Source organism: Bradyrhizobium barranii subsp. barranii (assembly GCF_017565645.3).
In the GTDB taxonomy this organism is placed as follows: domain Bacteria; phylum Pseudomonadota; class Alphaproteobacteria; order Rhizobiales; family Xanthobacteraceae; genus Bradyrhizobium; species Bradyrhizobium barranii.
In genome coordinates this window covers 9,196,325-9,214,287 of the sequence record NZ_CP086136.1, presented here as the reverse complement: position 1 = coordinate 9,214,287, position 17,963 = coordinate 9,196,325, and the positions used below count along the sequence as shown (strand labels likewise).

General features: G+C 59.8%; 17 protein-coding genes. 9 read left to right on the top strand and 8 right to left on the bottom strand.

Going from position 1 to position 17,963, the window contains the following annotated elements; translation table 11 throughout:
* Positions 1-20 precede the first annotated feature (20 nt).
* Together J4G43_RS44715 and J4G43_RS44710 are read right to left on the bottom strand one after the other, a co-directional pair.
* On the bottom strand, positions 21-710 hold the full coding sequence (locus J4G43_RS44715; RefSeq protein ID WP_011084649.1) for a response regulator: 690 nt from the start codon (positions 708-710) through the stop codon (positions 21-23).
* A 2,013-nt stretch (positions 711-2,723) separates the two neighbouring features.
* Complete coding sequence (locus J4G43_RS44710; protein WP_028153525.1) at positions 2,724-3,704, bottom strand: hypothetical protein; 981 nt, start codon at positions 3,702-3,704, stop codon at positions 2,724-2,726.
* A 685-nt stretch (positions 3,705-4,389) separates the two neighbouring features.
* Between J4G43_RS44710 and J4G43_RS44705 the strand changes: the two genes are divergently transcribed.
* A complete protein-coding gene (locus J4G43_RS44705; RefSeq protein WP_011084653.1) occupies positions 4,390-4,824 on the top strand; it encodes a VirK family protein in 435 nt (144 codons plus the stop codon).
* A 462-nt stretch (positions 4,825-5,286) separates the two neighbouring features.
* On the opposite strand, the gene J4G43_RS44700 is transcribed toward J4G43_RS44705, so the two are convergent.
* Positions 5,287-6,195 carry a hypothetical protein gene (locus J4G43_RS44700; RefSeq protein ID WP_014497924.1) on the bottom strand — a complete coding sequence of 303 codons (909 nt, stop codon included), beginning with the start codon at positions 6,193-6,195 and terminating at the stop codon, positions 5,287-5,289.
* A gap of 1,406 nt (positions 6,196-7,601) precedes the next feature.
* Between J4G43_RS44700 and J4G43_RS44695 the strand changes: the two genes are divergently transcribed.
* Positions 7,602-8,942 (top strand): pentapeptide repeat-containing protein, encoded by a 1,341-nt coding sequence (locus tag J4G43_RS44695; protein WP_225005499.1) that lies wholly within the window; start codon positions 7,602-7,604, stop codon positions 8,940-8,942.
* A gap of 169 nt (positions 8,943-9,111) precedes the next feature.
* Here the strand turns inward: J4G43_RS44695 and J4G43_RS44690 are convergent, their stop codons facing one another.
* The gene (locus tag J4G43_RS44690) at positions 9,112-9,702 is read right to left on the bottom strand and encodes a YecA/YgfB family protein (RefSeq protein ID WP_208088551.1); all 591 of its coding nucleotides are present in this window, start codon (positions 9,700-9,702) and stop codon (positions 9,112-9,114) included.
* Positions 9,703-9,731: 29 nt separating this feature from the next.
* The gene (gene tnpC / locus J4G43_RS44685) at positions 9,732-10,397 is read right to left on the bottom strand and encodes an IS66 family transposase (RefSeq protein WP_225005434.1); all 666 of its coding nucleotides are present in this window, start codon (positions 10,395-10,397) and stop codon (positions 9,732-9,734) included.
* A 47-nt stretch (positions 10,398-10,444) separates the two neighbouring features.
* Between tnpC (J4G43_RS44685) and J4G43_RS44680 the strand changes: the two genes are divergently transcribed.
* Positions 10,445-11,473, top strand: coding sequence for an IS110 family RNA-guided transposase (locus tag J4G43_RS44680; protein WP_208088552.1), 1,029 nt, complete (start codon positions 10,445-10,447; stop codon positions 11,471-11,473).
* Positions 11,474-11,562: 89 nt separating this feature from the next.
* Here J4G43_RS44680 and tnpC (J4G43_RS44675) read toward each other — a convergent pair whose 3' ends face one another.
* The 3 genes from tnpC (J4G43_RS44675) to tnpA (J4G43_RS44665) all read right to left on the bottom strand — a co-directional run bounded on the left by tnpC (J4G43_RS44675) (position 11,563) and on the right by tnpA (J4G43_RS44665) (position 13,522).
* Entirely contained in the window at positions 11,563-12,564 is a 1,002-nt protein-coding gene (gene tnpC / locus J4G43_RS44675; protein WP_225005498.1) for an IS66 family transposase, read from the bottom strand.
* A 146-nt stretch (positions 12,565-12,710) separates the two neighbouring features.
* The gene (gene tnpB, locus J4G43_RS44670; RefSeq protein ID WP_208088553.1) at positions 12,711-13,064 is read right to left on the bottom strand and encodes an IS66 family insertion sequence element accessory protein TnpB; all 354 of its coding nucleotides are present in this window, start codon (positions 13,062-13,064) and stop codon (positions 12,711-12,713) included.
* Positions 13,061-13,522 (bottom strand): IS66-like element accessory protein TnpA, encoded by a 462-nt coding sequence (tnpA, locus tag J4G43_RS44665; RefSeq protein WP_208088656.1) that lies wholly within the window; start codon positions 13,520-13,522, stop codon positions 13,061-13,063. The genes tnpB (J4G43_RS44670) and tnpA (J4G43_RS44665) overlap by 4 nt, the downstream gene beginning before the upstream one ends.
* 280 nt (positions 13,523-13,802) lie before the next feature.
* Here tnpA (J4G43_RS44665) and J4G43_RS44660 point away from each other — a divergent pair, with 280 nt between their 5' ends.
* Genes J4G43_RS44660 through J4G43_RS44635 form a run of 6 tightly spaced genes read left to right on the top strand, consistent with a single transcriptional unit; the run spans position 13,803 to position 17,790 of the window.
* A complete protein-coding gene (locus J4G43_RS44660; RefSeq protein WP_225005496.1) occupies positions 13,803-14,372 on the top strand; it encodes a pantoate--beta-alanine ligase in 570 nt (189 codons plus the stop codon).
* On the top strand, positions 14,312-14,734 hold the full coding sequence (gene tnpA / locus J4G43_RS56260) for an IS66-like element accessory protein TnpA (RefSeq protein WP_018273743.1): 423 nt from the start codon (positions 14,312-14,314) through the stop codon (positions 14,732-14,734). The genes J4G43_RS44660 and tnpA (J4G43_RS56260) overlap by 61 nt, the downstream gene beginning before the upstream one ends.
* Positions 14,731-15,087: an IS66 family insertion sequence element accessory protein TnpB gene (gene tnpB / locus J4G43_RS44650; protein ID WP_018273742.1), complete on the top strand. Its 357-nt coding sequence runs from the start codon at positions 14,731-14,733 to the stop codon at positions 15,085-15,087. Before tnpA (J4G43_RS56260) ends, tnpB (J4G43_RS44650) begins: the two co-directional genes overlap by 4 nt.
* A gap of 50 nt (positions 15,088-15,137) precedes the next feature.
* Entirely contained in the window at positions 15,138-16,688 is a 1,551-nt protein-coding gene (gene tnpC / locus J4G43_RS44645) for an IS66 family transposase (protein WP_035681142.1), read from the top strand.
* Positions 16,685-17,335: a UPF0149 family protein gene (locus tag J4G43_RS44640; protein ID WP_063712394.1), complete on the top strand. Its 651-nt coding sequence runs from the start codon at positions 16,685-16,687 to the stop codon at positions 17,333-17,335. The genes tnpC (J4G43_RS44645) and J4G43_RS44640 overlap by 4 nt, the downstream gene beginning before the upstream one ends.
* A gap of 26 nt (positions 17,336-17,361) precedes the next feature.
* Positions 17,362-17,790 carry a pantoate--beta-alanine ligase gene (locus J4G43_RS44635; protein WP_225005494.1) on the top strand — a complete coding sequence of 143 codons (429 nt, stop codon included), beginning with the start codon at positions 17,362-17,364 and terminating at the stop codon, positions 17,788-17,790.
* The last annotated feature ends 173 nt before the right edge of the window (positions 17,791-17,963 follow it).

The window sequence follows — 17,963 nt, the reverse complement described above, 5'->3', positions numbered from 1 at the left end:
GTTGCCTTTAAGTGACGCTGCTAGGCAGCCGATGCTGTGCCAACGAGTTCAAGAGTGTAACCGACGCCGCGCGCGGTCTTGATTCTGAGCGTCGCACCCGCCTGGTTCAAATGCGCGCGTAAGCGATAAATCCCGACTTCCAGCGCATTGGTCGAAACCTCGTCATCGAACGCGTACAAGCTATCTTCCAGCGAAGCGCGCGGCACAGTGCGGCCGGCGCGATTGAGCAGATGCTCGAGAATGCACACCTCACGCCGAGCAATCCTCAGGATCCGGCCACCCACCGAGACTTGTCTGGCGATCGGATCGAAATGCAGATTCCCGAATGTCACGACCGGCGCCGTCATTTGCGTTGACCTTCGCAAAATGGCCCGCATGCGAGCGATGAGTTCGTCGATCGACACAGGCTTGGGCAGGAAATCATCCGCTCCCGCATTGAAGGTCGCGATCCGGCGGCTGAGATCATTGAGACTGCTCATCATCATTGCCGGCATTGATCGTCCTTCGCGCCGCAACTGCTTCAACCAGTCCAAACTATCCCCATCCGGCAAGACGGACTCCAGCAGTACGAGGTGGTAGTTTGCGCAATCCAGCGCGGCTGACGCCTCATCCAGCGTGGGCGTCACGTCCACCGCGAACCCGCAATTCACGAGCGTTGCCTTCACAGCGCGGCCAAAGTCCGCATGATGATCAACCAGGAGAATTCGCATCCATCGCCTCTCGTCCGTCCTCGGCAAGACTTGAGCGTGTTAGGGTTGACCAAGAGATCCGGCGACTGGATGCTGCCGGTCTGGCATGAATTCGAAAAGCCGTAGACGACCCGCAAGAGCTTGTTGGCAGGCGACCGATGCATGCGCATCCATTGACATCGGATATGTGACGGCTCGCGGCGGGTCGCCTGGGCGGGCGGCGCAGCTCAACATATCCGTTATGTTGGCAAGAGCTCTGCGATGACTTACGGGGTTGAGAGCCCTGGCGGCGCACTGATGCATCTGTGGGCGGCACATAGCAATGCCTGCATGCGCTGCGCGAATGCTAGCGGTAGTGATCGCGCGAGACTGCCCCAGCGAAAGCAAGGCACGGGCGAGATCAGCTGTATTTGTCGTCGAACAGGCTTGCGAAACCGACATTGAATACTTCCCAGTTCGTCTTGATCCGCGGTCAGTCTTGCGAGGCTGTTGGCCGTAGTGCCGTCAAGTCGCGGCATTGCAAGTGTTCCGCGCTAAAGACACTTCGCGCGCTATGTGCCGGCCAATGGGGCGTAAAAGGCCGAGATGCGACGAAACGATCAACGCGTCCTTCGGGACAGACGTCCTCTCGTTTGCCGGCGTTATCCAAGTAAGATGTCAACCGTTCCAATGCTCGGTCGCTTCCGAGGCGTTCTCCGTCCCAACTGAGCTAGTGCTGCCAATGAAGGACAAATTACGTGCGGCATTGCTGTCGTGCCTTGTCTGAGGCGGCGACGCCGGCTCCATGTCGTCGGATCGGGTGCACGGCTCAGGAACTCTGCCTTTCGTCGGCATAGGCGAAACAACGACTGCCCGCGTTGTTCTCGCGCGCTGGATCCAGGTCTGCCTGCGAAGACGGCGCTTCGCCCAGCCCTCACAGAGCAGATGAACGATGCAAGCTCTAAAAAGGAGGAGTTGGGTAGTGTGATCAACCGAATCGGCCGAGCATTGAGTTTTTGAGACGTTCGCAATTGTTGGTACCCGTCAGGAAGAGTTCACACGAGCGGACTGTGTCGCGAGACTGTCGGAAATCCTACAATCTGACGCGAGGTGAGATTCAAGTGCAATTGAATGCTCTTTGTCGGGGTGCCTTCAGTTTGGAATCGTTGTGAGGCAACGGCGACACAGTTCGACCATGCCGTCGAACTGCGCGCGGCGGTCCGTCTCGCTGTGTACAAAGCCGTGAGCATTCGTCCGTCCAATTAAACGTCTCGCAGAAGCGCTATTGAGTGCAGAAGAGGCAGGTGCTCTTGGCAAGCGGGGTAAGCCATGACACCAGGAGCGGGGCGATCCGATCCGCCTCATGCGTGTCAATTTAGCGGGGAGACCGTGGCGAGAGGTGGACGTCCACTTGATGAACAGGTAGCAACGTTCGAGGTGAAGACTGTCGATCGCTCGAGCCAAGTTGTTCGGCAAGGGATTGAGGAGAGAATCGATTGCCAGACGTCATCTTGAATGCGGCCTCCTTATATTGCGATCGACTATGAGCCTCTTAGGCGCGCTCCGCAAAATCGATTGTTTTGATGGAACGCATCCAGGTGACGGATCGGCTGTCTTGTAACAGCGCGGCTTATCGCGGGGAGCGAATGCCCGATGCGATCGCGGCCGAAACACCTGTTGCTTGACCGCGCGGCCAATTTCAGACCGAGTACAGAGAGGGACGCAGCGCGTTCAGCGGCGTAACTCCACCAAAGCCGCCAGCCAGCCGTGAGCTCGTATGTCGTTCGAACTCACAATGTCCAAGGCGCCGGGATGCTCCAACGAGCGCGCACAGGAGGAGGATTGTCCGACATCCTCGCGTCGCCGGAAGTGCATCTTGTCGGAGACCGAACCGCTCTGCCGCTCGACCGGCGAGTTGATCGGGCCGCCGGTCGCCGCATAAGCTTAAGCTGTTCTGCGTGTGCGGAGTTGGTACGCCGCTTCAAGGTCTTTCTTTTGGGAGTTTGGGTGCTTGAAAACCAACGAACCAGCCCAACGGTTTGGCCGAGAGACCATCTACTCATTGCTCTCGCGCTTATAGGGATTTTCTTCTCTGCCGGTGCGGTAGCTTTCCAAGTTTCCGCCCAAGAACAGGCGCTCGGTCTCTTTCGTTGGCGTTCTGCCAAGTGAGCACATCAAATCGACGTCCGCATCGATGTTGTCGTAGTCTTCAGCATTCATTCTGAGCGCAATGCTGCTCATCACGTCGTCTGGCGTCCAGACACTGTGCTTCGGAACAGTGTAGGTGTGCAGTGCGTTCGCATTGTTGGCGATCGCCCTCGCCCAATGATCGCGAGAAACGGCGAGTTTCGCCGGATCTTCGACCAACGATACGAAGGGTGATGTTGTTGTCTTGCCGCGCATATGCCAGCCAGCTTGGCGCGCCCGGTCAATAGGATACCGCTCTGGATGATCTCCAATGGAAGAATGATCCCGAGCCGTGTTGCGAACATGCAATATGGCGCTTGTGTTTTCGTCCGTATGCGGCTTGCAGTCACTATTCTGATTCTGAAAACGCCGCAGTGTGACATAAGACGACCTCACGACGTCGTCAAATACGCCGTCTCGGTCAATGCTAGGTGCGCTCGCCGGTGACCAGCGCGCCGCCTGCTGCACGGCAAGGTCGATCTCATTGCGAAGCACTTCAAGATTGGCACCTGTCAGTGTTGCTGCAAGCTGAGCGCGGGCACTGACAAATGATGGGGCTGGGCAGCTACCGGGTTCCGAGGCGGCCTCGCCTGGCGCAGACGAGGACGTGGCAGTCGCGGAATTTGCCGCTAAGCAGAGTGAAGGCGGCGTCGGGTAGGCCGAATCGAGGTCGTCTAGATCCAAGTCATTCAGCTGCTGCTCGAAGCTTGCTTGATCTTCGGAATTGTGTGCCGTTGCGCTGCTCTCGGCGCCAAGCTCATCCTGTTGTCCATGGACGCGGCGCGCCTGCTGTACCACGTTGTGAACCTCAAAGGGAGTGTCCACAGCATTTCGTGGATCAACGTTCATATCTCTCTCCCTTCGAAGTGCCGGATGCCAGCCTAGATTGTTGCAGGCGCAGCTTTCGAGAAGCTGACAGACCAGAGAGGGCGCCATTTAGTTTCAGCTCTTGACGGAGTCGAATTGAGTCAGTCAGCATGGCGAACAGCCAGCCGGAAGGAAGTCGCGTGAAGCGTCGGATCAAAATCGGTGCTGCCGTTTGCCTCCTGGCATTGGTGTTCGATTGGGCTGCTATTGGATGCCTGAGATTGTTCGGATCGGCACGCCAGGACGCGCCCACCACTTCATTGTGGACGCGTGATCTAAGGCAGACAGCCCGTGCACAGCAAGATGGACGAGCCGGTGCTTGAGGTGGCGAAAGGCGCGTTCGTAGATCGTCTACTTATGCAGAGGCGAGAACTACATTCTCTCGCTCGAGAGGCCTGTGGCGGACCAGCGCAACCGGTTTGGTTTGCTGTTTCCAAGCGGACGACGCTGGATCAAGCCGGTCTAGTCGACGCGCGGGAAGCTAAGCCACTTCCGCAAACCTAACATACGAGGTTGTGATGTCGGAATAGCCATTACAACGTCTTGCGCGTCGTTGCGACAGGCTGCTTTGTACGAGCGCGCTTGTTGTCTGGAATCAGCCAAACGCATCGCGAGCATCACGACTTGGAGGCCGCAATCGGCGGTACTTATCGAGGGAGAAGAGCATATGAAGGTTACTGGCCGAGGACTAACGATCCTGTTGTCCTTGCTTTCGGCCGCGAGCGCGCCGGCAAGAGCCGACGACCCCTCGCCGAAATACACTGAAGTACTCAGAGCCCTCCAAGCGGGGAAGAATGTGAAGCTCATCCTCGATATGACCCACTGTACCAACGCGGATGGTGGCAAACCTGCGTCGGCGACGCAGGCCGGTCTGGTCATCAATGCCTTCAGGGTGACCAGCCAGAGCGGCATCAGCTTCGCCAATGCTCATCAAACGGTCGACAGCTCCGGACATGCCGTGACCGAGTACATCCGCCATAGCCTTAGCCGCGAAGGCAAGCTGACGGTGCGAGCCTCCAAACTTGTCGTCGGGACCACCGAACTCGCGAATCAAGGCGAATTCATCTGCGAAGTGCCGGATGGCGCAAAGTTCATCTGGTAACGAAGAGCACAGAGCAGACGGGCGCTTCGTAGACTTGATCCTCCATCGTGTGGACAGCTTCGCCGGGCATGATACGGATCTTTTCGATCGTCAGGACTGCCAGACTCTTTCTAGCCGTCTTTTCGTCAGGGAAGGATCAAGTTGCCTGAACTTGTTGCTCAGCTAACTCATGAATGTCGCCGATCTCCATTCGATCTTTGAGGTGGAAGATCGGCGGCTCATGCAGTCGTCGTATGGGGCTGAGCCAATACCTCTCGGTTGAACGTCCAGATGATCTCGCTACGTCCGCGCGCTGCCCGCGGCCCTCGTGAGAACATCATATTTAAGCGGATCCAGCCAGGGCCGGCGTTGTTGACGCTCCCCCTCGCCGGGCAGACGGACCGGAGGATTATAGCATGAACGCTGTTTTCGACTTTTCCAAGCATCGGAAAAGGCAAATCACCCTTTCCGGAGCCTGCGTCATCAGCCTTTTGCTCCTGACTTTTTGTACGGATTCGATGCGCTGGCCGTCCGAAAGTCGTCCAGATTCCCACCCAGAAATAGTACCTCACGCTCTTCGGTTGGGGTAGCACTCACCCATGCCAGATCGGGTTCATCATTTTCGGTTCCATCCTCGAGAATACTGACGATGTCTTCCGCCGTCCAAGTTGTGACCCTCGGCACCGTGTAGGTGTGCAACTCATTCGCGTTTTCCGCGATGACTTTGGCGCCAAACTCCTTGTCGTCGTCCGGCGAAACGAGCAGTAGTGAGGCGTCCTCGGACAGTGACACAAAAGGCGAAGAATTGGTATCGCCCCTCATGTGCTCTGCCGCTGCGCGGCCCAGATCTAGTCGTTGGCCTCCCCAGATATTCCAGGGAGCTTGCTCGTAACGCAAAGCCGCCATGGAACGCAAATGGGCCATCGCGCTTTGACGGTCCAACACATGTGGCCTGCAGTGGCTGGCGTGGTTTTGAAAGCGCTGCAGCTCCGTGTATGACGATGCCAACACGTCGTCGTAAACGCGGTCACTGTCGACGCGATAGGCTGACGATCCAGTCGCTCTTGGCCATTGTGCTGATCTTTGCGCAGCGAGTTCGATGTCTCTTCTGAGTTCCGCAAGGTTAGCGCAAGTCAACGTTGCGGCAAGCTGACCGCGCGTTCTCACGAACGATGCAGCCGCGCACCGTTCGTTCTCAGGGATAGCTTGCGCTTTCTTGTTGCCGTCCGTTACCGTCGGGTTCGATCCAGCCGCGGGTGAAGCTAATGATGCGAGGATTGGCTGAGCCTCTCCAAGCCGATGCTCAAAGTCTGCTTGCGCCGTCTCTTCCTGTTGTGGATCGAGGTTATGCATCCGAGCCTCGGATGGGTTGACGTTGTCAAATGGGGCCATTCCGGTCTCCTTTTGTCGGCCTTCAATATCGTCATGCAAAAGTTGATCAGATCAGGAGCAGGAACTGAGACGGGCGCAGTTTGTATAAGATGCACCGGTCTGGTTCTCGAACGTCCGGTGTTGAGGCGTGCGGCAGGCCCCTGACCGGCAATCCAGCTCATGCTTCTCGTCCAGATATTTGTGTTCGAGTCGGGCTCCAGTCCGGATAAAGATGCTGTTATGCTATAAAGCCTAGCTGTCGAACAGCTGACCAGACCCAATTGCTTGAAGAAAGCCCGTGGCCATTGCGTCTGTGCCGGCGAGCCTGTTGTTTATTGCGGAGCAGAGTTTTGGCGAGATGGGCCATTGTCGCTCTCCGCTTCATGGCAGTACCGTATGAAAGGTTATGGGGAAGCAGCCCGGGGGAGGGCCCGCTTACCGTAAGCTTGAGCCGCATGGGGCAGCCTGCCTGGACTAGCTTGCATCGGCTCCCCGTGAAGGACTTTGAAAAGCTCTTCAAGAAGCTGCTGGGGATACTAACGCCGGATCATGCCGCGGCCATCGGGCTCTGACCGGGCCGCGTGGCATGAAGATCCATTGTTGGGAATACTGATGCGATGGATCGCGTCGGCGCGCCGAGCGTTAGTCGCAAAACAAGCCACGGGGGTGCGACTTCGATCGGCCCAACTCGTTCTCCCATAGATGGACCCGTCGGCTCGCGGAGCAGGCCTAGCCGATCGCGAGCTTTGGCTAACCAGGAGGCCGGCGATCCGCAAGTGTCGAATTGCAATTGATCGATTGCGTGCCCGTAAGGACTGCGGCTCTTGCCCTCCTGCAACCGAAGTCGGAATTTTTGCTTTCAAGGTGGCGTGGCGACCATAATGCGGTTTCTGTCAGCGGGACCGTGTTTGTCAGAATCAGAACATTCTGCGCCCATGTGGAAATTACGCTGCCGATTTAGCTCGACAATTCCGACTGATGCGGCTGGCACGGTTGTTGCTGCCGATGAGGTAAGGCCAGGCTGAGTGCAGAGCTAGGTGAACGATCACTGTTCCGCCCGCAAGCCGCGGGTCCATTCCGAACAAGAAGAAAGACCTAGAATGTTGCGCATTCGGGTTAATGGAGAGTGATGTGGAGTGTCGAAGAGCTGGCGAAAAGAAACACACTTTCGGACATATCAGCGCTGCCAAACAACGGATCAGGGTTGGTGGGTGTGGTAGACAATTGCACCGATTGGCAGTGGACACGCATGACAAGAATTCGGCTGACGTGGTCAAGCGTCGGCCGCCGCGGACAGCGACATGATAAGAGTCTCGTCGACACGTCGTGTCACCAAATCCCCGGCGAGTTCGCCACAAAGCCCGCAGCCTGCGTCCATGCCAAGCACAAAGAGGTCCTCGTAATCCTGGCAGTACGGAACTCTCGACATGTCGCAAAGGATCGGCGCTGATAGCGAGTGCACCGTGAATGAAGGGGCAGAGCACTACTCAGATCCGAAAGACAAGCTTTCATCAGATGGCGAGTTCGTTCGGTACTGGAGCCGGGCTGCCGACCGGCTGCTGGCGGTTGCTGCTGTTAGGAGGCGAACCGAGGAGGCAATCAGAAGGACCGGGATTGGCTTGCAGCTATCCTCCGAGAACCTTAGCGGTCATGACCTATCAGATTTCCCGCTGCGACGCTGTACCCTCAATCGCGCGCAGCTCTACGGAACAAAGTTGGATCGAGCAGATCTTTCTGAGGCGAACCTTATCTGTCCGGGGCTAGAGCGGGCAAGTTTCATGGGGGCCAAGCTCGATTTTGCCTATATGCATGCGATGGCAGCGCAGGTCTGCAACTTCGATGATGCCAGTCTGCGCAATGTAATCGATGCAACCGGCAGCCTTTTTCACGGTTGCAGCATGAAAAGAACACGCTTTGACAACGCGATGCTCAGCGGGCTCCTCGTTTACCAGTGCGACGCGAGTGATGCTGTATTCGACGGCGCGGAATTACAGGGCTCAACCATCAATGAATGCTTCCTCCCTTCAGCGTCCTTCCGCTTCGCAAAGCTGAGCCAGGTCACGATCACGAAGGCGCATCTGGCGGATTGCTCGTTCTTTCAGTCGAAGGGAGACTGTTTATCGATCGTGCGTCCCATCTCGATCGATGGTCTCGTCTTAGAGGGCGCTCATCTTCCGTATCTGAGACTCTCAAAGGTGAGCGGGCGGATTCGGGCGAGAGCCCTGAGCGCCCCATTCGCTGATCTTCACCTATCAAATCTTGCGGGAGCGGAGCTGGAACAGGCAGACTTGACCGAGGCGCGGCTTCTGTCCGTAGGCCTGTCCGACGCGAACCTCGTGGGTGCCGTGCTTACCGGTGCATCTATTCACTCCTGTCAGCTGAATGGGGCGGATCTATCTAGCGCATCAGGTGAAAGCATTTCGATAACAGAGAGCACAATGCGAGCGGCCAAATTCACCGGTTTTCGCGGCCGCTGCGCCTTTGTGCGCGACTGCGATCTGGAGCATGCGGACCTATCCCAAGCTTACCTCTACAGGTCGATGATCACCGGTGATCCGCCGCAATCAATGGCATTGAATCACGCAAATTTCGAGGGATCAAATCTCGTTCAGGCATATCTCGCCGCGGATATGACCGAAAGTAACCTGGAGGCAACGCGAGCCGCATACGTTCGCATGAACCAATCGTCCCTGCGCGATGCGAACCTGAGTGGGATATCGCCGTTCCAGGCCAGTTTCGTAAAGGTGGACTTTCGGGCGCTAAGATAACCACTTTCGAGCCACCATTTTTCGCCGACCATTGTCGGGGACTGCAGGTCGCTCTGGAGGGGCGGCAGCCGCGCGAACCATCAAGCTATCTGGCTGAATTCTCATCGGTGATCAGACGGGGTCGAGAAGGGTCAACCGTAACCGGTATGAGCTCCCACGTGCGCGGTGATCAGCGAGCGCGGGCGTAGCGGATCGGCATCCAGTATTGCCGCAAGGCCTCGACCGCCGCCGGAATGTCGGCGTGGGCGTTACGCAGAAAGTTCTTGGTCTCGCGACCGCTTCGTGGTGGTCCAAGCAGCGGACGGCCCTGATCGTCGCGACAGTGCAGCAGGATGGGCAGAAGTAGGCCGCGATTGACGTTGCTGGCGTCCAGCAACGGCGCCCACGCCGATAGCTTGAGCCGCATCGCGGCATAGAAGCCTTGGCACCATGGTCGCGGATCGACGTCTCCACTGGGTTTGCGCCGGTGCATCGGCGCGAAGCTGTCGGGTGCGGTCGAGAGGGTGTTGCTGATGTCATTGTGGCGCAGCGCGACGGCCGATATGGCTGCAAACTCCGGGGTGCCGCCGTGGTTGAAGGCATCGGCATCGATGGCGAGCAGCGGGCAGATCCAGTCGAGTGGGCTCATCGACACCGGTCCGGCCACGATTGCGGCGACGTAGCCGTCGAGCATGGAGAGATTGGTGGCGGCAGGATGCTGATCGACGCGAGCCTGCAGCCATCGCTGGAGTTCCGCAAGTGGCATCGCGGCGACGGCCATCGATGACGATGCTTTATGGCGACGTGGGCTCACGCAGCGGCCTGTGCGGTGCGCTGGCGCGCCGCCTTCCAGTGCCAGGCAAGCAACTCGTGCAGTTGATGGCTCTTGGTTCGCCCGGAGACGATGCGCTCCAGCACGTCGGTCAGATAGGCCTGCGGATCGAGCTCATGGAGCTTTGCGGTGTTCACGATCGACGCCAGGATGGCCCAGCTCTCGGCGCCGCCTTCGCTGCCGCTGAACAAGGAGTTGCGTCTTCCCATGGCAATCGGGCGCATGGAACGCTCGACTGTGTTGGAGTCGACCTCGACGCGGCCGTCGCGGAGAAACAGCGTCAGTCCGTCCCAGTGATTGAGCGCATAGTTGATCGCCTCTGTCAGCTTCGATTGGGAGAACAGCTGGCCGACGATCTCGGTCAGTCGCGCATTGAGCGCCGCCATCAAGGGTGCGCTCCTGGTGCGGCGGGCGGCCAGCCGCTGCTCGGCACTACTGCCGCGGATCACTGCCTCGATCGCATAGACCGCCTGCAGCCGTTCAATCACCTCGCGCGCGAATGGCGACTGGGTGGTCTTGTACACCTCGACGAATTTGCGTCGGGCATGGGCGAGACAAAAGGCGAGCTGGATCGCGCCGCCATGACCGCGTGCCAGCGCCTTGTAGGCGGCATAACCGATGGAGTGGACGCCCCCCGACGGCATCGATTGTGCCAAAGTGCGGGTGTTGAAACCCGGTAAGGAGGACGTCCATGGACGACGAGGTTAGCATCATCGGTTTAGATTTGGCCAAGAACGTGTTTCAGGTCCACGGCGCGGGGCAGGACGGAAGGATGATCCTGCGTAAAAAGCTCAACCGCAGCAGATTGCTCGAGTTTTTCGCCAAGTTGCCAAGGTGTGTGGTCGCAATGGAGGCCTGCGCCAGCGCCCACTATTGGGGACGGGAGATTGGTAAATTTGGGCACGAGGTCCGGCTGATCCATCCCTCCTACGTGAAGCCCTTCGTTAAGCGTCAGAAGAACGATGCCGCGGATGCGGAAGCGATCGCCGAAGCCGCGTCTCGACCAACGATGCGCTTTGTCGGCGTCAAGAGCGCCGAGAAGCAAGCCTCTTCCATGGCATTCAAGGTTCGTGATCTCTTGGTTCGACAGCGTACACAGGCGATCAACGCTTTGCGCGGACATCTTGCGGAATACGGCTTGATCGTGGCTCAGGGCGTCAGACATATCCCCCGATTGCATGAGCTCCTGACAATATATCCGGACCTGCCCGATCTCGCTCGTGGCCTTTGCCAGACTCTCTTGAAGCACGTGGAATCCCTGTCGGAGCAGATTGCAGAGCTTGAGAAGGGACTGCGAGTGCGCGCGAGACAGGACGAGGTGGCCTCTCGCTTAATGACCATTCCGGGGATCGGGGCAATCTGCGCCACAGCGATAGAGGCCTTGGCGCCCTCGGCGGAGACCTTTTCCAAGGGGCGTGATTTTGCGGCCTGGATTGGTCTCACGCCCAAACAGAATTCTTCCGGAGGCAAGGACAGGCTTGGCAAAATCTCCAGGATGGGCCGGCGAGATCTCCGACGGCTCCTCGTGCTTGGTGCCACCGCCGTGGTGCGATGGGCAAGACGATATGGACCGCCAGCAGGATCCTGGCTCGCGAGAATGCTCTTGAAGAAGCCACCAAAGCTGATCGCGGTCGCTCTAGCGAACAAATTGGCGCGTATCGCTTGGGCCTTGATGGTCCGCGGTGGCGCTTATCAAGCTCCAGCGTCTGGCGCTGCGTAACGCAGGGCCAGAAGCCGAGAGACGTCGGGAATGTGGTAAGGTCTAACGGAGGATTATGGGCAATCGGTCAGGGACTGGGATTGGAAGAATCAACAGGTGGATGAGTGCCAGAGAGCACGCATAGCCGAATTGGATCCAATCCACGCATTCCATAAGGGCCCGCGACGTGTCGAGGTCGCATCACGAGGCCGGACACACGTCAGCACCCGACCACATGCCTGTTCCGAAGTTAAATTTTGCTTGCATTTAGTGGGGCGTCCACACACGTCCACCTGCAGAATGCCGGAAAAGCCCGTCAACTGTCCGGCGATCTCCTTGGTGCCACGGCCGTCGGCGAATACGTAGGCAACCGCCGGCGGCGAGGGGCCACCCCATGGCTGGTCATCCATAGCATGCGCCCAGAACTGGCAGATGCGGGGGCGATGTCGTCCGGGATCGAGCACCGGCATCGGCGTCTCATCGCAGAACACGCGCGGCGCGGCCTGAATCATCCGCAGCTGCAGCTCATAAAGGCTCCTGAGCCACCAGGCGGCACGTTTGACCCAACCGGCGAGCGTCGCGCGGTCAAGATGGATGCCCTGGCCGGCCAGGATCTGAACCTGCCGGTACAGCGGCAAATACCAGGCGAACTTCGAGACCACCACGTGGGTCACGAGGGCCGTCGACGCCATGCCGCCTTCAATCAGGCGCGGCAGCACTTTCGCCTGGACTACGCCATCAGTGCAGCCGCGGCAGCCGTATTTGGGACGGATCGTGCGCAGCACGCGCAGGATCGCCGGGATCACGTCCAACACCTCGCTGACGTCCTCGCCGATCTTGTGAAGCTGGCCTTGGCAGCACGGGCAGGCCGTCACCTCCGGCTCCAGGACCTGCTCACAGCGCGGCAGATGCTTGGGCAACGCGCCGATGTTGCGGCGCGCCTTCTTGCGCGGCTTATCGGCCGGCTTCGCCGCAGGCACATCGTCGTTGGCAGCTGCAGGCGGCGTGACACTGGTCTCAAGATCGTCAAGCTCAAGCGCAAGTTGCTCGGCCACGAGCGTGGCAAGCCGTTCCGAGCGCTTCCCGAAGATCATCTCCTTGAGCGTCTGCATCGCAACACGCAGCTTCTCGTTCTCGGCGTCAAGCGCGAGCACCATCTCGGTTAGAGCGGCTGGATCAGTCGGGAGAACGTCCGGGCGAATCGCCATGAACGGACCATACATCCGCGCGCCACAGGCTCCAGCGAAATCCTCTCCTCTCAGCCGACAACGGCCGGCTGCTTCACAGGCTTGGGTGAGACGCGCGTCCACTCGAGTCCGTCGAGCAGCATCGCGAGCTGCGTCGCACTGAGATGCACCACGCCGTCGCGGATCGGCGGCCAAGTGAAGTGCCCCTGGTGCAACCACTTCGTCACCAGCACCATGCCGCTGCCGTCCCACGCCAGAAGCTTCACCCTGTCCATGCGTTTGCTGCGGAACACGAAGACGTCGCCACAATACGGGTTCACACGCAGCGCTTCGCTCACCAATGCCGACAGCGTATGCACCGACTTGCGGAAATCGACCGGCTGTGTCGCCAGCACCACCTTGAGGTCAGAGCGTAGCGCAATCACCGGATGCCCCGAAGCGCCGCCAGCACGGTCGACAGCGTCGCCAGCTCCACGCCCGGCTCGACCCGGATGCGCGCCCCGTTCACCTCGATCTCGACAACTCCGCAAACCTTGGCCGGCGGCGCGGCGATCTCCAAAGGCTTCGTCTGTAGCCGCGAAATACGCTCGGGCTCGCCGGCTGTCCCGCTACCGCTCTCGGCACCAATTTGGATTGGCACGAAGTTCGGCGCCTTGCCCACCACCGCCGCCGCAACTTGGCGTCGCCACACCGTAAGCAGCCCCCGCGAAACGCCGTTGCGCCGCGCAACCTCGGAGATGTTCGCACCCTCCCCAAAGCTCTCCGCCACGATCCGGGCCTTCTCCTCGCCCGTCCACCGACGCCGTCGGCGCTCCCCAGTGATCACTTCGACGCGACGATAGGAGTCATCTTCCTGCCTGGCATCAAGCATGGCATTTGCCATCGTTCCACCTCCACCGATCAGCTCATGCCAGGCTGTATCGCGCGCAAGCCGAGGGGTGGCTAGGTGGGGGCCTCATGCCGGTTACGGTCAACCTGACTGCTTCGGAGCTGCAAGAACAGTGCGCGCGAGCTTTGGACAGTTCGTGCGGTGGTCGAGGTGTGAGAGGGCGTAAAACCTCTTTGGTGCTCGTTGGCGTGCGCGGCCCACGAGACGCTGGGCGGCGCGCCTTCCGAGATCCGAACGCGCCACTATTTTGGCGTTCAAAAAGCGGAGTAAGAAGATGCATCTGACAGGTCTTTCCGCAGGCAAGGCGTTCATCCGGGAGGTCGCGAGAACAGGTCAGACGATTGGAACGGTCCACACTCTCGGCGCCCTGCATCTTGGGCATGCAGAGCTGATTAGAAGAGCGGCATTGGAGAATGATGTCGCGATCGTCACAGTGTACCCGAACAAGATCCAGCTTAGACCAGGTGGGAGCTACGATTTCAATTTGGACGATGATATTGGACTTGCCCTACGTTCAGGAGCAACTGCCGTGATTTCGTCGAGCGACACCGAAATGTTCCCGGTCGGCTATCGAACGTATGTATCGCAATGTGACTGTGATTTGCGTTTAGGGGGGCCTGAAACTTATTTGAAGGAAGCCGTTACTGGAGCAATCCGCTGGATCTGCTATTCGAGGCCAACTCGCAGTTACTTCGATAGCGGTACGACGACCCCACCTCGTTTAGGTGGACGGGATGAGCGAGACTCGCGCGTGGATTTGACAACGCGAGGGACGCTCGTTCCATGCATCAAGACAGACATCAAGACGGGCATGATGCCGCCTCCTATCAGCGGATCGAGGTGATCACAGGGGAGAGGCGACGGCGCAGTTGGAGCGATGCGGAGAAGGCGCGGATCGTGGCCGAGAGTGCCGATCCGGAGACGAGCATTTCCGAGGTGGCTCGACGCAACGGGGTGAACCGGGGACTGCTCAGTGTGTGGCGGCGCCAGGCGCGGCTCGCGTCGAGCGAAGCGCCGCAGTTCGTGCAAGTCAGGCTCGAGGCCGCCGTCGAGGCGCAGCCGAACGCGATCGATAAGGCGCATGTTCTGACGGATCCGGCCGAGCGGATCGAGGTGATGATCGCGGGCGCGACGGTGCGCGTGCCCGTCGGCGTCGACGCCGCGACGCTGGAGCGCGTGCTGGCGGCGGTGAGATCGACGCGATGATCTCTTTCGGTCCAATGGTCCGTGTGTTCGTCGCGACGCAGCCGATTGACTTTCGTAAAGGCGTTCATGGCCTTGTCGCGCTGGTAGCGGAGGGATTAGGCGGCAAGCCCTACAGCGGTGACGTTTATGTCTTCCGATCGAAGCGATCGGATCGTTTGAAGCTACTGGTTTTTGACGGCTCGGGAATGGTTCTAGCGACGAAGTGGCTGGAGAATGGGGGCTTTGCCTGGCCACCTGTTCGCGAGGGTACGATGCCGGTGACGGGGGCGCAACTGGCGATGCTGATTGAAGGTCTTGCGGAGTGGTCGCGTGTGGTCCCGAAGGTGACGAAGCGGCCGACGAAGGTTGCCTGAAGCGTCTTGTTTTGCTGGCGATTGCGAGTGCGTTCGTGTAGCTCTGCGATATGGCGCTTCGCCCCGAAGATCTCCCCTCTGACCCTGCGGCTCTTGCCGAGATGGTGCTGGCTTTCGAAGGCGAGAACGATGATCTGCGCGCAGAGATCGCCACGTTGAAGAGCCTGATCTTCGGCGCACGATCGGAGCGCGCGGCGATCGTCTGCGCCGAACAGATCGCGTTTGATCTGGAACGGACCGCCGGCTCACAGCTCCCGGCCAATGACGACAAACCGGACGCGCCGCGGCCGGAGCGGCGCAAAGCGAAGCGCAACATCGGCGCGCTGCCGGCGCATCTGCCTCGGGTCGAGCGGGTGATCGAGCCGGCGTCCACGCTGTGCCCGTGCTGCACGGGTCAGATGCATCGGATCGGCGAGGAGAGCAGCGAAGCGCTCGATCGGGTTCCCGCGTGGCTGCGTGTGCTCCGCACGATCCGTCCAAAATACGCCTGCCGCTCCTGTGAGGGCCCGATTGTCCAGGCCCCGGCACCGGCGCGGCTCGTCGAGGGCGGCATGGCAACGACGGCGCTGATCGCGCATATCGCCGCGGCCAAATATGCCTGGCAATCGACGCTCTATCGCCAGACGCAGATCCTGGCGGGTCAGGGTGTCGTCGTCGACCGTCAGACGCTGGCGCGCTGGATGGGGAGCGCGGCGTGGCTGGTCAGGGGCCTCTACGATCTGCAACTGAAGACTATGCACGGCTTCGAGCGGCTGTTCTGCGACGAGACGCCGATGCCAGTGCTCGATCCGGGACGCGGCCGCACGAGGATCTGCCAGTTCTGGGCGCACGCGACGGACGATCGGGCGTGGAAGGGGCCGGCGCCGCCGGCGGTCGCCTACGTGTTCGCAGGTGGTCGCGGCAAAAAGGAGATCGTGGCGCAGTTAGCCGGCTTCGAAGGCGTGCTGCAAGTCGACGGCTATGCCGCCTACGCCTCGCTGGCGGGCGATGCGATGATGTCGGGCCAGATCCAGCTGGCGTATTGTCTCGTTCACGCGCGCCGCAACTTCGTGAGGGTGCACAAGACGACGAACTCACCCTTCGCCGCGGAGGTCATCGAGCGCATTGCGGCCGTCTACGCGATCGAGGAGAGGATCCGCGGTCTCGATGCTGGGGAACGCCGCGCGACGCGACAGGCCGAGACGAAGCCGCTGATGGAGGCGTTGAGGGCCCGTCTGATCGCGGTGAAGGACGGGATCTCCCGCCGCTCGACGCTCATCAAGGCGATCGACTACATGCTCGAACGCTGGCAGGGCCTGACGACGTTCCTGGATGACGGGCGGCTCGAGCCGGACACCAACACGGTCGAACGATCGATCAGGCCAATTGCGATCGGAAAAAAGAACTCGTTGTTCAGTGGTGACGAAGGCGGGGGCGAGACCTGGGCGATACTCGCTTCGCTTCTTAACACAGCGAAATTGAATGGCCTCGACCCCGAGGCGTATCTCGTCGACGTTCTCGATCGCATGGTGAGCGGCGCCACGAAGACCAACCAGCTTCACGAACTTCTGGCCTGGAACTGGAAGGCCGCACGCGAAGCCGAAAAGCGGGCCGTGGCATGACGAAGCCGAAGCAAGGGCGGGGAACGCGAAAAGCACGCAAGACGACGATGGCGGACTATGCCATGTCGTTCGAACGGCTCGGGCAATGGATCAGCAAGCGCGCCAGGTCGCCGACGCTTCGGCATCCGCGGGCGACGTCGCTCTCCATGCTCGATGGCGCGGTGGCCGCGGTCGTCGCCGGGCCGGTCTCGATGGCGTCCGAGGAATGGGTGTGCCCGCTCCTCGGCGTAGATCCCGACGCCTTCAATCACGACACCGAGGAGTTCTCGGCAATCGCCGCCACGCTGATGCGCCACAACGCTATCAGCGAGACGCTGTCGACGAGACCGGAGAGCTTCGAGCCGCTGTTCGTGCGATCACCGGACGGCGAAGTCGACCCGCAGCCCTGGTGCATGGGCTTCTACGCCGTCATGAAGCTTCGGCTTCTCGTCTGGTCGCGGCTTCTCCCCCCGAATGGAACCGAACACCTTATGCTGCGGCCGATCTTGGTCCATTGCATCGACGACGCCGGTCGACCCTTGCTACCCCCGGCCCGGCGCACGCTGGGAACGCAGCCCATCATCCAAAACGCCTGGCGCAACATTCCAGCAACCGTCGAGGCCCTCCGGCAGTTCTGGATGCCTATACGCTTCAAGCGCGGTGCGTAGGCCGTCCGCACCAAGTCCGTGGCTCCGTGGGCCTCTCGTACCGTTTACGTTACTTCGGCCTGAAAGATATAGGTCAGGCGATCCTGGTAAAGCGCGCCGTCGCAGACCTGCTTCTCGATTGCGAGATAAGGTTTGTGCCGACCGTGAGATACAAGAACGGAGTGCCCATTTCGTCGCGCTTGAGGCGATTTAACCGTTCCGAGCTTGATGAGCTGTCCTGTCTCTTCACGGCACTCAACCGTTCAAGAGAAGAGATCGCCCGAGGAGCGTCAAGCGTGAAGGATCTGGTCGCGTCGGCGACATCTCGGATAGAGTTTCACAAGCTCCCATTCTTAATTATTGGGGCTGCAATGGCTCATGGCCTCACGGTTTCCGATAGCATCTATGTTCCAGATCAGGATACGCTCCTAAATGGTGCTCAGGATATCTGGATCGATTTGCCTAAGCAGTCGTAGCGAGTCGATTACTCATAGATCTTCGCCCGAAAAAGTAGACGGGGTTAGGTGGCTCTTAGCTCCATGTCGATTGGGGCGATATATGCGAGCGGAATGAAGCCAAGTTCGGTTGTAGGAGCCCTCAATGAAGGCGAAGTTTCGCGCTGGGCTCGCGCGGTAGCGCTCAGATAGCG

Coding starts and splice junctions, on each gene's coding strand:
- J4G43_RS44715 (WP_011084649.1), bottom strand. CDS start 710: ATGCGAATTCTCCTGGTTGATCATCATGCGGACTTTGGCCGCGCTGTG.
- J4G43_RS44710 (WP_028153525.1), bottom strand. CDS start 3,704: ATGAACGTTGATCCACGAAATGCTGTGGACACTCCCTTTGAGGTTCAC.
- J4G43_RS44705 (WP_011084653.1), top strand. CDS start 4,390: ATGAAGGTTACTGGCCGAGGACTAACGATCCTGTTGTCCTTGCTTTCG.
- J4G43_RS44700 (WP_014497924.1), bottom strand. CDS start 6,195: ATGGCCCCATTTGACAACGTCAACCCATCCGAGGCTCGGATGCATAAC.
- J4G43_RS44695 (WP_225005499.1), top strand. CDS start 7,602: ATGTCGCAAAGGATCGGCGCTGATAGCGAGTGCACCGTGAATGAAGGG.
- J4G43_RS44690 (WP_208088551.1), bottom strand. CDS start 9,702: ATGGCCGTCGCCGCGATGCCACTTGCGGAACTCCAGCGATGGCTGCAG.
- tnpC (WP_225005434.1), bottom strand. CDS start 10,397: ATGCCGTCGGGGGGCGTCCACTCCATCGGTTATGCCGCCTACAAGGCG.
- J4G43_RS44680 (WP_208088552.1), top strand. CDS start 10,445: ATGGACGACGAGGTTAGCATCATCGGTTTAGATTTGGCCAAGAACGTG.
- tnpC (WP_225005498.1), bottom strand. CDS start 12,564: ATGCAGACGCTCAAGGAGATGATCTTCGGGAAGCGCTCGGAACGGCTT.
- tnpA (WP_208088656.1), bottom strand. CDS start 13,522: ATGGCAAATGCCATGCTTGATGCCAGGCAGGAAGATGACTCCTATCGT.
- J4G43_RS44660 (WP_225005496.1), top strand. CDS start 13,803: ATGCATCTGACAGGTCTTTCCGCAGGCAAGGCGTTCATCCGGGAGGTC.
- tnpA (WP_018273743.1), top strand. CDS start 14,312: ATGCATCAAGACAGACATCAAGACGGGCATGATGCCGCCTCCTATCAG.
- tnpB (WP_018273742.1), top strand. CDS start 14,731: ATGATCTCTTTCGGTCCAATGGTCCGTGTGTTCGTCGCGACGCAGCCG.
- tnpC (WP_035681142.1), top strand. CDS start 15,138: ATGGCGCTTCGCCCCGAAGATCTCCCCTCTGACCCTGCGGCTCTTGCC.
- J4G43_RS44640 (WP_063712394.1), top strand. CDS start 16,685: ATGACGAAGCCGAAGCAAGGGCGGGGAACGCGAAAAGCACGCAAGACG.